Annotated in this window: 12 protein-coding genes, 1 tRNA gene and 1 pseudogene; 8 read left to right on the forward strand and 6 right to left on the reverse strand. The window is 70.6% G+C overall.

All coding sequences use genetic code 11. The annotated features are described in order from the left end of the window. Window positions 1-15: 15 nt before the first annotated feature. Together plsX and ACDP63_RS02785 are read left to right on the forward strand one after the other, a co-directional pair. On the forward strand, window positions 16-1128 hold the full coding sequence (gene plsX, locus ACDP63_RS02780) for a phosphate acyltransferase PlsX (protein ID WP_024843257.1): 1113 nt from the start codon (window positions 16-18) through the stop codon (window positions 1126-1128). Continuing rightward, the gene (locus ACDP63_RS02785; protein ID WP_036747224.1) at window positions 1128-2099 is read left to right on the forward strand and encodes a beta-ketoacyl-ACP synthase III; all 972 of its coding nucleotides are present in this window, start codon (window positions 1128-1130) and stop codon (window positions 2097-2099) included. Before plsX ends, ACDP63_RS02785 begins: the two co-directional genes overlap by 1 nt. Before the next feature lie 9 nt (window positions 2100-2108). Here the strand turns inward: ACDP63_RS02785 and ACDP63_RS02790 are convergent, their stop codons facing one another. Continuing rightward, window positions 2109-2384 (reverse strand): DksA/TraR family C4-type zinc finger protein, encoded by a 276-nt coding sequence (locus tag ACDP63_RS02790; protein WP_024843259.1) that lies wholly within the window; start codon window positions 2382-2384, stop codon window positions 2109-2111. Between the two features lie 212 nt (window positions 2385-2596). Between ACDP63_RS02790 and ihfA the strand changes: the two genes are divergently transcribed. The 4 genes from ihfA (at window position 2597) to ACDP63_RS02810 (ending at window position 4819) form a co-directional block, all read left to right on the forward strand. Continuing rightward, complete coding sequence (ihfA, locus tag ACDP63_RS02795) at window positions 2597-2905, forward strand: integration host factor subunit alpha (protein WP_011748157.1); 309 nt, start codon at window positions 2597-2599, stop codon at window positions 2903-2905. Further along, complete coding sequence (locus tag ACDP63_RS02800; RefSeq protein ID WP_024843260.1) at window positions 2905-3489, forward strand: MerR family transcriptional regulator; 585 nt, start codon at window positions 2905-2907, stop codon at window positions 3487-3489. Before ihfA ends, ACDP63_RS02800 begins: the two co-directional genes overlap by 1 nt. A gap of 124 nt (window positions 3490-3613) precedes the next feature. Then, window positions 3614-3691 (forward strand) — tRNA-Pro (locus tag ACDP63_RS02805). Between the two features lie 60 nt (window positions 3692-3751). Continuing rightward, the gene (locus tag ACDP63_RS02810) at window positions 3752-4819 is read left to right on the forward strand and encodes a 2'-deoxycytidine 5'-triphosphate deaminase (protein WP_024843261.1); all 1068 of its coding nucleotides are present in this window, start codon (window positions 3752-3754) and stop codon (window positions 4817-4819) included. Between the two features lie 292 nt (window positions 4820-5111). Here ACDP63_RS02810 and scpB read toward each other — a convergent pair whose 3' ends face one another. The 5 genes from scpB to argS all read right to left on the reverse strand — a co-directional run bounded on the left by scpB (window position 5112) and on the right by argS (window position 10615). Beyond that, complete coding sequence (gene scpB, locus ACDP63_RS02815) at window positions 5112-5774, reverse strand: SMC-Scp complex subunit ScpB (RefSeq protein ID WP_024843263.1); 663 nt, start codon at window positions 5772-5774, stop codon at window positions 5112-5114. After that, a complete protein-coding gene (locus ACDP63_RS02820) occupies window positions 5771-6604 on the reverse strand; it encodes a segregation and condensation protein A (RefSeq protein ID WP_024843264.1) in 834 nt (277 codons plus the stop codon). Before ACDP63_RS02820 ends, scpB begins: the two co-directional genes overlap by 4 nt. Before the next feature lie 60 nt (window positions 6605-6664). Next, entirely contained in the window at window positions 6665-7651 is a 987-nt protein-coding gene (gene nagZ, locus ACDP63_RS02825; protein WP_024843265.1) for a beta-N-acetylhexosaminidase, read from the reverse strand. Between the two features lie 9 nt (window positions 7652-7660). Beyond that, window positions 7661-8800, reverse strand: coding sequence for an SPOR domain-containing protein (locus ACDP63_RS02830; RefSeq protein ID WP_024843266.1), 1140 nt, complete (start codon window positions 8798-8800; stop codon window positions 7661-7663). Between the two features lie 69 nt (window positions 8801-8869). Beyond that, on the reverse strand, window positions 8870-10615 hold the full coding sequence (argS, locus tag ACDP63_RS02835; RefSeq protein WP_024843267.1) for an arginine--tRNA ligase: 1746 nt from the start codon (window positions 10613-10615) through the stop codon (window positions 8870-8872). Between the two features lie 257 nt (window positions 10616-10872). On the opposite strand from argS, the pseudogene ACDP63_RS02840 reads away from it, so the two are divergent. After that, window positions 10873-12420 (forward strand): annotated as a pseudogene (locus tag ACDP63_RS02840) (DEAD/DEAH box helicase); the annotation flags it as partial. A 684-nt stretch (window positions 12421-13104) separates the two neighbouring features. After that, on the forward strand, window positions 13105-14589 hold the full coding sequence (gene lnt / locus ACDP63_RS02845) for an apolipoprotein N-acyltransferase (RefSeq protein ID WP_051419450.1): 1485 nt from the start codon (window positions 13105-13107) through the stop codon (window positions 14587-14589). The last annotated feature ends 16 nt before the right edge of the window (window positions 14590-14605 follow it).

Raw genomic sequence — 14605 nt, forward strand, 5'->3', positions numbered from 1 at the left:
GGACCGACCGCGGATATGGCTTCGGCAGATTCCAGCATTCTGCCTCGCGCCCCTGGCGACGGGGGCGGCGTGGTGATCTCCGTTGACGCGATGGGCGGCGACCGCGGCCCGGCGACGGTGGTCGCCGGCATGGCCGAAAGCGCCGGGAAGAATCCCGACATCCGCTTCATCGTCCACGGCCCGCGGGCCGAGCTGGAACGGCTGATCGCCCGCCGCGGCGATCTGGCGCGGCGTTGCGACATCCGCGACGCGGCCGGCGTCGTGACCATGGACGACAAGCCCAGCCAGGTGCTGCGCAAGGGCGAGGGCACCTCGATGTGGTCCGCCCTCGAATCGGTGCGGCAGGGTGAGGCGACCGCCGCCGTCTCCTGTGGCAATACCGGGGCGCTGATGGCGCTTTCGATGCTGCGGCTGCGCAAGCTGCCCGGCGTGAACCGCCCCGCGATCGCCTGCCTCTGGCCCTCGCGCAATCCGCAGGGCTTCAACGTCATGCTGGATGTGGGCGCCGACATCCGCGCCGATGCGCAGGACTTGCTGACCTATGCGCTGATGGGCGCCTCCTATGCCCGCAACGGTTTCGGGCTGGAACGGCCGCGCGTCGGTCTGCTGAACGTCGGGACCGAGGACCACAAGGGCCGGCCCGAGCTCAAGCAGGCGCATGAACTGATCCCCACCACGGCACAGGCGGCGAATTTCGACTATGTCGGCTTCGTCGAGGGCGGCGACCTGCCCTCGGCCCGCGTCGATGTGATCGTGACCGACGGCTTCACCGGCAATGTCGCGCTGAAGACCGGCGAGGGCACCGCGAAGCTGGTGGGCGAACTGCTGAAGGAAGCCTTCGGCAAGTCGGTGATGTCGAAATTCGCGGCGCTGCTGGCCATGGGCTCGCTCAAGCGGTTGCAAAAGCGCATCGACCCGCGGCGCGTCAATGGCGGCGTCTTTCTGGGGCTGAACGGGACGGTGGTGAAATCGCACGGCTCGGCCGATGCCACCGGCGTCTCGGCGGCGATCAAGCTGGCCTTCCGGCTGGCGCAATCCGGCTTTCAGGACCGGCTGGCGGCGCGCGTGGCGCAATCCGTCGCGGCGGCCGGCCAAATCAACGGCAGCAAGGAAAGCGAGGCGTCCTGATGCGGCGTGCGATCGTCCGGGGAACCGGCCATTACCTGCCCGAGCGCGTGGTCGAGAACAGCTGGTTCGAGGATAAGCTGGACACCAGCGACGAATGGATCCGCGCCCGCACCGGGATCGAACGGCGCCATTTCGCCGCCGAGGACCAGGGCACCAGCGACCTGGCCATCCGGGCCGCGCAGGCGGCCCTGGCCGATGCCGGCATCGAGGCCGGACAGATCGACGCGGTGATCGTGGCGACCTCGACCCCCGACCTGACCTTCCCCTCGGTCGCGACCATGGTGCAGGCCGGGCTGGGCATGCGCCGGGGCTTCGCCTATGACCTGCAGGCGGTCTGCGCCGGCTTCGTCTATGCGCTGGCCAATGCCGATGCGATGATCCGCGCCGGGCTTGCAGATCGCGTCCTGCTGATCGGGGCCGAGACCTTCAGCCGGATCATGGACTGGAGCGACCGCTCGACCTGCGTGCTCTTCGGCGACGGCGCCGGCGCCATGGTGCTGGAGGCGGCCGAGGGCCAGGGCACCTCCGCCGACCGCGGCATCCTCGCGACCGACCTGAACAGCGACGGGCAATATCGCGACCTGCTCTATGTCGACGGCGGCGTGGCCAGCACCGGCACCGCCGGCCATCTGCGCATGCAGGGCAACCTGGTCTTCCGCCACGCGGTCGAGAAGTTGGCCGACACCGCGCATCGCGCGCTGGACCGGGCCAGCCTGACGCCCGAACAGGTGGACTGGCTGGTGCCGCACCAGGCCAACCTGCGCATCATCGAGGCCACGGCCAAGCGCATGCACCTGCCGATGGAAAAGGTGGTGCTGACGGTGGCCGACCACGGCAATACCTCGGCCGCATCGATCCCGCTGGCGCTTTCGGTGGCCAATGCCGAGGGGCGCTTCAAGCCCGGCGACGTGCTGGTGGCCGAGGCCATCGGCGGCGGCCTCGCCTGGGGCTCGGTCGTGCTGCGCTGGTAGGCAAGCCCCTTATTTCAGCTGCGAATCCTTCGATCCGCGCCGGTTGATCCCGGCGCTGGGTCGCCAGGCCCGGTCGCGGCCCGACTGGCAGTCCACGCACAGCCGGACACCGGGAATCGCCTGCCGCCGCGCCTCGGGGATCGGCTCGTCGCATTCCTCGCAGATGCGGGCGCTTTCCTGCGCGACGCGCTGCGCATTGCGTAGCCGCATCCGCTCGATCGCCTCCTGCGTGGAGACCTCGATCTGCTCGTTCACCGCATCGTCGCGCGCCCAGCCACCGGCCATATCCGCTCCGTCCCGCCTGCCCTTTCCCCTTCAACATAGGCGCGGATTGCCGCGGCTCCAAGCGGGTCGCAGGCGGCCATGCGCGGGGTCTTGCAGGTAAGGCGCGAATAACGCGGAACAAAATCGTCCGATGAGGGAACGGAATCGGGCCGGGGTTGTTGACTCGGCGCCGTAAAGAAATCATCCTTCGCACCATTCAAGAGGTTTCCGAGATGAGCGACTCTACCCTGACCCGCATGGACCTGGCCGAGGCCGTGTTCCGTGAGGTGGGTCTGTCCCGCCACGAATCGGCCCAGCTTGTCGAAAGCGTGCTTGGCCATATCTCCGATGCGCTGGTGCGCGGCGAGCAGGTCAAGATCTCGTCCTTCGGCACGTTCTCGGTCCGCGACAAGAACGAACGCATCGGCCGCAACCCCAAGACCGGCGAGGAAGTGCCGATCACGCCGCGCCGGGTTCTATCCTTCCGGCCATCGCATCTGATGAAGGATCGGGTGGCGGCGGGGAACAGGCGCAAGGGCTGATGAGCAAGTCGCCCGACGCCTTCAGGTCCATCGGAGAGGTCTCGCGCCTCGTCGGCGTCGCGCCGCATGTGCTGCGCTACTGGGAATCGCAATTCACGCAGCTTGCGCCGGTCAAGCGCGCCGACGGGCGCCGCTATTACCGGCCCGAAGACGTGCGGCTGGCAGCCGGGCTCTGCCAGGTCATGCGCGAGGAGGGGCTCAGCATCCGCGGCGCCAAGCGGCTGATCGCCGCGGATCGCGGCGCCGCGCTGCGCGAGATCGGCGCCGCCCGCCTGGGCGAAACCCTGGGCGAGGCCGGCGCGGTGGAACATCCCGGCCCGGCCGTGCGCCTGGCCCTGCCCGAGCGCGACGCCGTGCCGAGGGACGCGAAAGCGGTCCTCAGGCCAGCCCGGCCGAACCGCCCCGAACAGCAGGCCGAATCGCTGCCGCTCTTCGCCGCGCTCGATCCGGGGCGCGATCCCGCGCCGGACTGGCTGGGCCGGCTGGTGGCGACCGCGCTGGCCCTGCGCCAGTTCGAACTGCAGGGCAAGCCCCTGCCCGCGCAAGCGAAAACCCTGCGCGACGCGCTGACCGGCGCACGCTGACGCGCATGACCGCCCGCTTTCCGGCCCCCGCCGGCCGACTATCCACAGCAATCGAGATTCTTGCCGAAATTTCCGCCCCTGGCCCCTTGTGCTGGCCGCCCGCTTCGCTCTATATGCCCCTCGTCGGGCCGTGGCGCAGCCTGGTTAGCGCGTCCGTCTGGGGGGCGGAAGGCCGCGAGTTCGAATCTCGCCGGCCCGACCATTCCGAAAACGCCCATCCCCGTCCGGGGGTGGGCGTTTCCTTTTGCCGAAAGGGTTTCGCGTGAACGGTGTGCTTCCCGATACGTCCCTGCGTCAGCTGATCGCCAGCGGCGCGATCTCGGCCGACCAGCCGATCCGGCCCGAACAGGTCCAGCCTGCCAGCCTTGACCTGCGCCTGGGCGCGACGGCATGGCGGCTGCGCGCCTCGTTCCTGGCCGGGCGCGGGCGCCGGGTCAACGACCGGCTCAAGGATTTCGAGATGCACCGCATGGATCTCACCGAGGGCGCGGTGCTGGAAAAGGGCTGCGTCTACCTGGTGCCGCTGATGGAACGGCTGTCGCTGCCCCAGGGCCTCGACGCGGTCGCCAATGCCAAAAGCTCGACCGGCCGGCTCGACCTTCTGACCCGGCTGGTCACCGACGAGGGCACCGAATTCGACCGCCTGCCCCAGGGCTATGACGGCCCCATCTATGCCGAGATCTGCCCACGCAGCTTCTCGGTGCTGGTGCGGCCCGGCATGCGGCTGAACCAGCTGCGGCTGCGCCGGGGCCAGGCGGTGCTGACGGATACCGCCTTGCGTGACCTGCACGCATGCGAGCCGCTGGTGACGGGCGAGGCGCTGATCGACGACGGCCTGGGCTTCTCGGTCGATCTGCGGCCCGCGCGCGGCGACCTGGTCGGCTACCGGGCCCGGCCGCATAGCGGGGTCATCGACCTCGACCGCATCGGCGCCTACCAGGCCCGCGACTTCTGGGACGAATTGCGCACCACGGATGGCCAGCTGATCCTCGACCCCGGCGCCTTCTATATCCTGGTCAGCCGCGAATCCGTGGCGATCCCGCCCGATTACGCCGCGGAAATGGCACCCTACCTGGCCATGGTGGGCGAGTTCCGCGTGCATTACGCCGGCTTCTTCGACCCCGGCTTCGGCCATGGCGCCGCCGGGCAAGGCGCGCGCGGCGTCCTCGAGGTGCGCTGCCACGAGGCCCCCTTCGCGCTGGAGCATGGCCAGGTCGTCGGCCGGCTCGTCTACGAACGGATGGCAGCCCGCCCCGAACGGCTCTACGGCAGCGGCATCGCCTCGAACTACCAGGGCCAGGGCCTCAAGCTGGCCAAGCAATTCGCCTGAGCCTGGCCGCCCGGCCAGCGTTCTTCCTGCCCAAATATCCCGGGGGAGTCGCGCGGCAGCGCGACGGGGGCAGAGCCCCCTATCGCATCCGCCGGGTGATGCGCGCCGCCTGGCGGGCGTGCTTGACCGCTTCGCGCATGGTCTTTTCGCGGCCCTGCTGCCGAGGCGTCCGGCGCGCGCCCGACTTCGGCGCATGCATCCGCCGGAGGCCCCAGCGCAGCAGCCGGTTGACGGCCACGCGCGTCAGAATAGCAATTAAGCGATTTATATTCATCGGGTTGCAACCCGTTCTTCACTCGTCTTCGAACAAATCCTCGGCCATGGCTTCGGCATCCTCCTCGCCGGCCTCGCCGAACAGGCCGGGCGCCAGCCCCTCGCCCGGCGGGCGCGATTCCAGCAGGCCTGCCGCGCGCAGCTCGGCCAGCCCCGGCAGGTCGCGGGCGCTTTCCAGCCCGAAATGATCCAGGAAGGCTTCGGTCACCACGAAGGTCACCGGCCGGCCGGGGGTCTGGCGGCGGCGGCCGATGCGGACCCAGTCCAGCTCGATCAGCTGGTCCAGCGTGCCGCGGCTGACGGCGACGCCGCGGATCTCCTCGATCTCGGCGCGGGTCACGGGCTGGTGATAGGCGATGATCGCCAGGGTCTCGGTCGCGGCCCGCGACAGGCGGCGGCTTTCGACCACGCTTTCCTGCATCAGGAAGCCCAGGTCGGCGGCGGTGCGAAAGGCCCAGGCATCGCCCACCCGCGCCAGCTGCACCCCCCGCCCCTCATAGCGGGCGCGCAGCGCGCGCAGCGCCTCGGCCGCATCGCAGCCGGCCGGCAGGCGGGCGGCAATCTCGCGCAGGCTCATCGGCTCGGCCGAAGCGAAGAGGATCGCCTCGACCATGCGCTCCTGCTCGGGCAGGGGCGGCGGCGGGAAATGCTGGGAATCAGGGGCGATATGGTCCTGGCTCATTCTGGACGCCTGCGGATGGAGATCGGGGCGAAGGTGCCGGCCTGGCTGATTTCCACCGCACCCTGCCGCGCCAGTTCCAGCGTCGCGGCAAAGGTCGCCGCGGTGGCCGAGCGGCGGCGCTGCGGATCGGCCTCCCAACCCTCGGGCAGAAAGGCCGAAAGCGCGGTCCAGTCCCCGGCATAGCCGATCAGCCCGCGCACCCGGTCCAGCGCCTGCTCCATGCTCAGCACGTCCCGGCGGTCGAAGGCATAGGGGCGAAACTCGTCGCGGGTGCGCAGCCGGGCATAGGCGCGCATCAGGTCGATCAGCCCGGCCTGCCAGGCGACCTGGCGCTGGCGGGCGACGGTTTCGGGCGCGCCGCGGGGGAAGCGGTCCTGTCCCAGCCGGTCGCGGGCCATCAGCCGCGCCGCGGCCTCGCGCATGGCGTTCAGCCGTTCCAGCTGGAAGGCCAGATGCGCCGCCATCTCTTCGGCGCTCGGCCCCTCGGCCTCGGGGTCGGGCGGCAGCAGCAGGCGGGATTTCAGATAGGCAAGCCAGGCGGCCATGACCAGGTAATCGGCGGCCAGCTCGATGCGCAGCGCGCGGGCCTCCTCGACGAAGGTCAGATACTGATCGGCCAGCTCCAGCACCGAGACCTGCATCAGATCGACCTTCTGCGTGCGCGACAGCGTGAGCAGCAGGTCCAGCGGCCCCTCGAAGCCCGAGACATCGACGACCAGCATCTCCTCGGCGCGGCGCTCGGCCACGGCTTGCGGGCCCAGCCCCGGCAGATGCGGCGCCGGGTCCGGTTCGGGGTCCGGCACGGGGGTCAGGTAGGGCACCTTGGTCATGTCGCGTCCAGGCAAGGGAACCTGCGCAGAATCCGCGATAGACAGGGCCTAGTCAACCGATCAGGCCGCCAGCCCGCCAAGCGCCGCCAATTCGGCCCGCAGCGCGGCGGTGTCCTGCTGCACCGGCGCGCGGCGCAGGGCCAGCGCCGCCTCGGCCCGCAGGGCGGCGCGGGGGGACATGGCTCCGGCGGCCGCCACGATCTCGTCCATCTGCGCCAGGGTCTCGTTGCAGGACAGCACCAGGTCGCAGCCGGCGGCGATGGCGGCGGCGGCGCGCTCGGCCGGGCTGCCGGACAGCGCCTGCATGCCGATGTCGTCGGACATCAGCAGCCCGTCAAAGCCGATCTCGCACCGGATCATCTCGATCACCGGGGCCGAGGCGGTGGCGGGCGCATCGTCGATGGCGGTAAAGCGGATATGCGCCGTCATCGCCATGGGCAGGTCGGCCAGCGCACGGAACGGGGCGAAATCGCTGGCGCGAAGCTCGTCGAGCGAAGCCTCGACCACCGGCAGATCCTTGTGGCTGTCCACCCGCGCCCGGCCATGGCCCGGCATATGCTTGACGACCGGCAGCACCCCGGCGGCCAGCATCGCCTGCGCCGCGGCCCGGCCCAGGCGGATCACCGTTTCGGCATCCGAGCCGAGGCAGCGGTTCTTCAGGAAGGGGTGCGTCTCGTCGCGGGCGATGTCCAGGACCGGGGCGCAATCGGCGTCGATGCCGACGGCGCGCAATTCCTGCGCCAGCAGGTGATGGTGCAGCCAGACGGCGCGCTCGCCCCGTCCGGCCTGGTCCAGCGGCGCCGGCCAGTCGGTCCAATGCGGCGCGCGCATGCGCTGGACGCGCCCGCCCTCCTGGTCCACCAGCACCGGGGCGTTGCGGCCCACCGCCTCGCGCAGCTCGGCCGTCAGCCGGCGCAGGCGGTCCGGCGTATCGACATTGCGCGCAAACAGGATGAAGCCCCAGGGGTCGGCGGCGCGGAAGAAATCGCGCTCGGCCCGGCTCAGCTCCGGGCCGGCGATGCCGCCGAGGATGGTGGCGCCTGCCATCTCAGCGGCTCATTTCGCCATGGCGGGGATGCAGTCCACGCCCTCGGCGATCAACGCCGCGCAAAAGCGCCGCGCCTCGTCGCGCGATTCGAAACCGGCGGCGCGCAGGCGCCAGAAGCTGCGGCCATTGGCCTTGTGTTCCTGGACCACCATGCCCTTGCCGGCGAAAAGCGCGCCGAACTTGCCCGAGACGCGGTTCCATTCGCCCCGTGCCAATGCATCGCTGTCGAAGGCGCCGATCTGCACCAGGGGCGCGCCCGAGGCGACCTGCACCGGTGCCGGGGCAGCGGCCGGGCGGCTTTCGGCAGCGGCAGGTGCGGGGGCCGGCGCGGCATCGCTGGCGACCGCCGGCGCGGCGGCGGCGACGCGGCGCGGACGCGGCGCGGGACGCGCCGATTGCGCGATGGCGCCGGGGGCCGGCAGGGCGCCGGCCTCGGCCAGCGCGGTGGTGATGGCCATGTCGCGCGTCTCATTGCCGGCAAGGTCGGTCACGGCCTCGTTCACCGGCGCATCGGCGGCGGGCGCGTCCGAGATCACCGCGCTGGCGACGCTTTCCGCCGCCGTATCCGGCTGGGCCAGGGTCTCGCCGTCGGGACGGGCGATGACGCGGGCGGCTTCCTCGAACAGCGGCGCATCAACCGGATGCGAGGGCTCTTGCGCCGTGGCGCCCAGTTCGCCCATGGGCACGTCCTGGCCGTCAAGCGGCGTGGCAGCGGGCGCAAGAGCCACGCGGTCCACCGCCCCGGCTTCGGCCCCAGCAGCGACCGAGTTCACCGCAAGGCCGGTGCGCTGGGTCAGCTCGCCGCCCGGATTGTCGGGCGCGGTGCGGGCCTCGCCCTCGATGGCGCGGATCACCGGCACGCCCGAGACGTCGCGCACCACCAGCTTGTAGCCCCAGACCGCCAGGATCACGATCAGCCCGACCGAGACCAGCGCCCCGAGGTAATGCGTCAGCCGCGTGATCCGCCCCAGGAGCGAAGGCGATTCGGCCAGCGATTCGGCATGGGGGTAATGCTGTTCGTCCCAGCCGCCATCCTGCCAGTCGTCCTGATAGCCCTGCTGCCCCTCGGCATGGGCATAGCCCTGCGACAGCCTGTGGGGCTGCGACCCGTCAAACCCGCCCGAAGAGCGGAAATCTACTACCGTCATTCCTGCCTGCCTGCCGGTTGTTCCGACGCTGCTCGTTTATCTGCTCGTCCCCCGGCAGGGCGCCGTTTTTCAGCGCATTTCTTTGGCCGGAGTCACCCCCAAGATACCAAGACCGGCCGAAATGACAACGCCGACGGACCGTGCCAGCGCGATTTTCGCTGCCGTGGCCGCCGCATCGCCCTCTTGCAGGAAGCGCAGGGCGGGCTCGTCATTGCCGCGGTTCCACAGCGAATGCAGTTCCGAGGCAATATCGTAAAGGAAAAACGCGATCCGGTGCGGCTCGTGCGCGCGGGCGGCGATTTCGACCGTGCGTGGCCATTCTGCAACTTTGCGGGCCAGTTCCAGCTCGGCCGGATGCGAAAGCTGCGCCAGATCCGCCTGCGCCAGCGCCGCGTCCGAGGTATCGACCCCCATCGCCGCCGCCTTGCCCAGGACCGAGTTCACCCGCGCGCTGGCATATTGCACGTACCAGACCGGGTTGTCCTTGGATTGCTCCAGCACCTTGTCGAAGTCGAAATCCAGCGCCGCGTCGTTCTTGCGCGTCAGCATGTGAAAGCGGGTGACGTCCGCCCCCGCCTGCTCGACCACGTCGCGCAGGGTGACGAAGGTGCCGGCGCGCTTGGACATCTTGAAGGGCTCGCCGTTCTTGAACAGCTTGACCAGCTGGATCAGCTTGACGTCCAGCGGCACACGGCCGTTCGACAGCGCCTTCACGGCGGCGGTCATGCGCTTGACATAGCCGCCATGGTCGGCGCCGAACACGTCGATCAGCGCGTCGAAGCCGCGTTCGATCTTGTCCCAGTGATAGGCGATGTCGGGCGCGAAATAGGTCCAGGAGCCGTCGGATTTCTTCACCGGCCGGTCCACGTCGTCGCCATGGGCGGTGGACCGGAACAGCGTCTGCTCGCGCGGCTCCCAGTCCTCGGGGGTCTTGCCCTTGGGCGGCTCCAGCACGCCTTCATAGATCAGGCCCTGCTGGCGCAGCCGCTCGATCGCGGCCTCGATCCGGCCGGTGCCGTAAAGCGCCTTCTCGCTGGAGAACACGTCCATATGGACGTTGAGCAGCGCCAGATCCTCGCGGATCATGTCCATCATCGCCTCGGTGGCGAAGCTGCGGATCTCGGCCAGCCATTCCGATTCCGGCTTGTCGAGCAGGCTGGTGCCGTATTTCGCCTTCAGCGCCTCGCCCACCGGGATCAGGTAGTCGCCGGGGTAAAGCCCCTCGCGGATCTCGGGCTCCAGCCCGTTGGCCTCTCGATAGCGTTCATAGGCGGACCGCGCCAGCACATCGACCTGCGCGCCGCCGTCGTTGATGTAATATTCGCGGGTGACCTCATGGCCCGAGAAATCCAGAAGCGCCGCCAGCGCATCCCCGAAGACCGCGCCGCGGGTGTGGCCGACATGCATCGGTCCAGTCGGATTGGCGCTGACGAATTCGACGTTGACCCGCTGGCCCTTGCCCATCTCCGAGCGGCCGTAATCCCCGCCCTCGGCCAGCGCGGCGCGCACCACGCCCTGCCATTCGGCGGGCGCCAGGCGCAGGTTCAGAAAGCCCGGCCCCGCCACCTCGGCCGAGGCGATGCGCGGATCGGCGGCCAGGCGGGCGGCCAGCGCCTCGGCGATGTCGCGCGGCTTTTTCCCGGCGGGCTTGGCCAGCACCATGGCGGCATTGGTGGCCATGTCGCCATGCGCGGCGTCCCGCGGCGGCTCGACCGTCACATTGGCGGTGTCGAGACCCGTGGGCAGCGCGCCCGCCTGTTCCATCTGCGCCAGCGCATCAAGGACCAGCGCGCGGATATCCGAGAAAAGGTTCATGGCTTCCATCCGTAAGATCGCCCGGGGATAGCGCCTGCCCGAGGGGGCCGTCAACCGGCCCACGGAACAGCAGACGCGCATCAGATTGACGAAGAGCGGGTTTTCGGCTAGGCCCGCCCTGTCTGCATCCGGCAGGCAAGGCGAGGGGCGTGCGGAAATTGCGTCCCGACCCGCCGCGACAATCCGGTTTCTCCGGAAGCGGCGATGGACGCAAGCACGGCGCGGGCTGTCCCGCGCATTTGATACGAAAGCCCTGAATGACCAAGTTTTCCGATCTGAAGCTGGACCCCAAGGTTCTGAAAGCCATCGCCGAGGCCGGCTATGAGACGCCCACGCCGATCCAGGCCGGGGCGATTCCCCCGGCGCTGGAAGGGCGCGACGTGCTGGGCATCGCCCAGACCGGCACCGGCAAGACCGCCAGCTTCACCCTGCCGATGATCACCCTGCTCGGCCGCGGCCGCGCCCGCGCCCGGATGCCGCGTTCGCTGGTGCTTTGCCCGACGCGCGAACTGGCCGCCCAGGTGGCCGAGAATTTCGACATCTATGCCAAGCACACCCGACTGACCAAGGCGCTGCTGATCGGCGGCGTTTCCTTCGGCGAACAGGACAAGCTGATCGACCGCGGCGTGGACGTGCTGATCGCGACGCCCGGCCGGCTGCTGGATCATTTCGAGCGCGGCAAGCTTTTGCTGACCGGCGTGCAGATCATGGTGGTGGACGAGGCCGACCGGATGCTCGACATGGGCTTCATCCCCGATATCGAGCGCATCTTCCAGCTGACGCCCTTTACCCGGCAGACGCTGTTCTTCAGCGCCACCATGGCGCCCGAGATCGAGCGCATCACCGACACCTTCCTGCATGCGCCCGAGCGTATCGAGGTCGCACGCCAGGCCACCACCAGCGAAACGATCACCCAGAAGCTGATCGAGATCACCCCGACCCGCCGCGACCAGACCGCGAAGCAGAAGCGCGAGTTGCTGCGCGCCCTAATCCGGGCCGAGGGCGAGGGGCTCAAGAACGCCATCATCTTCTGCAACCGCAAGACCGAGGTGGACATCGTCGCCAAGTCGCTCAAGGCGCATGGCTTCGACGCCGCGCCGATCCACGGCGACCTGGACCAGCGCCACCGCATGGCGACGCTGGATGGGTTCCGCGAGGGCACCTTGCGCTTCCTGGTCGCCTCGGACGTGGCGGCGCGCGGGCTCGACATCCCGGCGGTCAGCCATGTGTTCAACTTCGACTTGCCCAGCCATGCCGAGGATTACGTCCACCGCATCGGCCGCACCGGCCGCGCCGGGCGGCTGGGCACCGCGATCTCGATCGCGACGCCCGCGGACGAGAAATACCTGGGCGCCATCGAATCGCTGGTCAAGCAGACCCTGCCCCGCGCGCCGGTGCCCGAGGGCTTTGCCCTTTCCAGCGCCGCCCAGGGCGCGCCGCGTCCGGCGCGCGAGACCGGCCGCAAGGAACGCGGGCGCGACCGCGACCGCCGCGGCCGGCGCGACGACAGCGAACAGCGCGCCCAGGCGCCCATCCAGGCCCACGAACCGCGCGCCGAGGCCAGGCCCGCCGAACAGGCCGAGCGCCGGCACGACCGGGCGCCCCGCGAGGAGCGCAGGGATGAACGCCGGGACGAGCGCCGCGAACGCCATGGCGAGCGTCACGACCGGCGCGAGGACCGCCGCACCGACCGCCATCCGGTCATGGGCATGGGCGAGCATATGCCCGAGTTCCTGACCCGCAGCTTCCGTCCAGGCTTCCGCGACCCCGTCGAGGAATCCGCCATCGAGGAAACCACCGCCGAGCCACCGCGCGAGGATGTCGCACCCGAGCAGGCCGCCGAGCGCCCGTCCGCCGAACGCAAGCCCGGCAAGCGCCGCCGGGGGGAATCCGCCCGCACCAAGCCGGCCGTGCAGCCTGCCGAGGCCGCGGCCGCGGAGCCGACCGCCGAGCCCGGCCCCGTGCCCGCCGAAGCTCCGATCCCGGCCCCGGCCGAAGCCTTGGCCGAACCGGCGATCCAGCCCGCGGAACCGGTAGCGGAACCGGCACCTGAACCGGAAACGGCCCCGGAAGCCGCGCCCGGGGAGGCCGCCGCCGCCTCCGCCGAACCGGCGGCCGAGCCCGAAGCCAAGGAAAAGCCTGTGCGCAAGCGCAAGCCGCGCACCCCCAAGGCCAAGGCCGACGCTGCCGCCGACGCCGACGCTGCGGCGATCCCGGCAGAGGCGGAACAGCCCGCGCCCGAACAGCCGGAAGCCGAAGCCGAAGCCGAAGCCAAGCCGGCCCGCAAGGCGGCAAAGAAGCCGGCCAAGCCCCGCGCGCCGCGCAAGCCCAGGGCCAAGGCGGCCGAGGCCGAAGCGATCACCCCCGGCGACGCAGCCGGCACCGATGCGGCGCCGAGCCCGGACGATACCACCGCCGGGGCCTGAGCCGGTTCCATGGCCCCTCCGGCCTGCACATCGCCATCGCGACGCGGGCGCCCGTCCTGGGCGATGCTCGCCCTTGGCGCGGGGCTGGGGGCCATGGCCGCGCTGGGTCAGGCGCCCTGGGATCTCTGGCCGCTGACCCTGCTGGCGCTGGCGCTGCTGTGCCGGCAGGTGGCGCGGGCCGAAACGCCCCGCGCCGCGGCCTGGCACGCCTTTGCCGCCGGGCTGGGCCATTTCGCGCTGGCGATGTCCTGGATCGTCGAGCCCTTCCTGGTCGAGCCCGAGACCTATGGCTGGATGGCCCCCTTCGCGCTGGTGCTGACCGCGGCGGGCGGGGCGCTGTTCTGGACTGCGCCGGCCTGGCTCGCCGCCCGGCTCGCGCCGGGCTTTCCCCGGCAGGGGCTGGGCTTCGCCGCCCTGATGGTGCTGTCGGACTGGATGCGCGGCTGGATCTTTACCGGCCTGCCCTGGGCGCTGACCGGCCATGTCTGGATCGACACCCCCGCCGGGCAGGTCGCGGCCACGCTGGGCGCGATCGGGCTGTCCGGCCTGACCATGCTGGCCGCCGCCCTGCCCCTGTGCTTTCGCCGGCCCGGCCGGTTGCCGGCCCTGCCCGGCACGGTGCTGGCCCTGCTGGTCGTCGCCACCGCCTGGAGCGCGGGGCTGGCGCGGCTGGCCCACCCCCTGCCGCCCGATACCGGCCTGCGGCTGCGGCTGGTCCAGCCCGACGCCACCCAGGCGCTGAAATGGGATCCCTGGTGGTCCGAGGTGTTCTTCCGCCGCCTGCTCGACCTTTCGGCCATCCGCGACCCCGACATGCCGCCGCCGGATGTGGTGATCTGGCCCGAAACGGCGGTGAACTTCCTGCTGGAACAATCCGGCACCGCCCCGCAGGACATCGCCGCCTATGTCGGCGCCCCGGTCGTGTTGGGCATCCAGCGGGTCGAGGGCAGCCGCTATTTCAACAGCCTGGCCGAGTTCTCGGCCCAGGGCATCGGCCCGGTCTATGACAAGTTCCACCTGGTGCCCTTTGGCGAATACACGCCCTGGGGCGATGTGATGGCGCGGTTCGGCATCCGCGCCTTTGCCGCGCAGCACGGCTTCGGCTATTCGGCCGGGCCGGGACCGCAGGTCATGCGCCTGCCCGGCCTGCCGCCGATGCAGCCGCTGATCTGCTACGAGGCGGTGTTCTCCCATCACCTGATCGCCGGGGAAGACCGGCCGGGCTGGCTTTTGCAGGTCACCAACGACGCCTGGTTCGGCCAGCTCTCGGGGCCGTGGCAGCATCTGGCGCAGGCCAGGCTGCGCGCCATCGAATCGGGCCTGCCGCTGATGCGGGCGGCCAATACCGGCGTCTCGGCGGTGATCGACGCGCGCGGGGGCTTGCGCGCCACGCTGGGCCTGAACCGCGCCGGGCGCATCGACGCCGCCCTGCCCGGTGCGCTGCCGCCGACGCCCTGGTCGCGGCTGGGCGACTGGCCGGCCGTGGCGCTGGCGCTGGCGGCCTTCCTGCTGGCCGCCCTGGGGCGGCGGCGCAAGTTGCGCAGTTGACGGCGGCGGGCAGGTC

Origin of the sequence: Paracoccus sp. P2, from assembly GCF_046335115.1 — a bacterium.
Lineage (GTDB): Bacteria > Pseudomonadota > Alphaproteobacteria > Rhodobacterales > Rhodobacteraceae > Paracoccus > Paracoccus pantotrophus.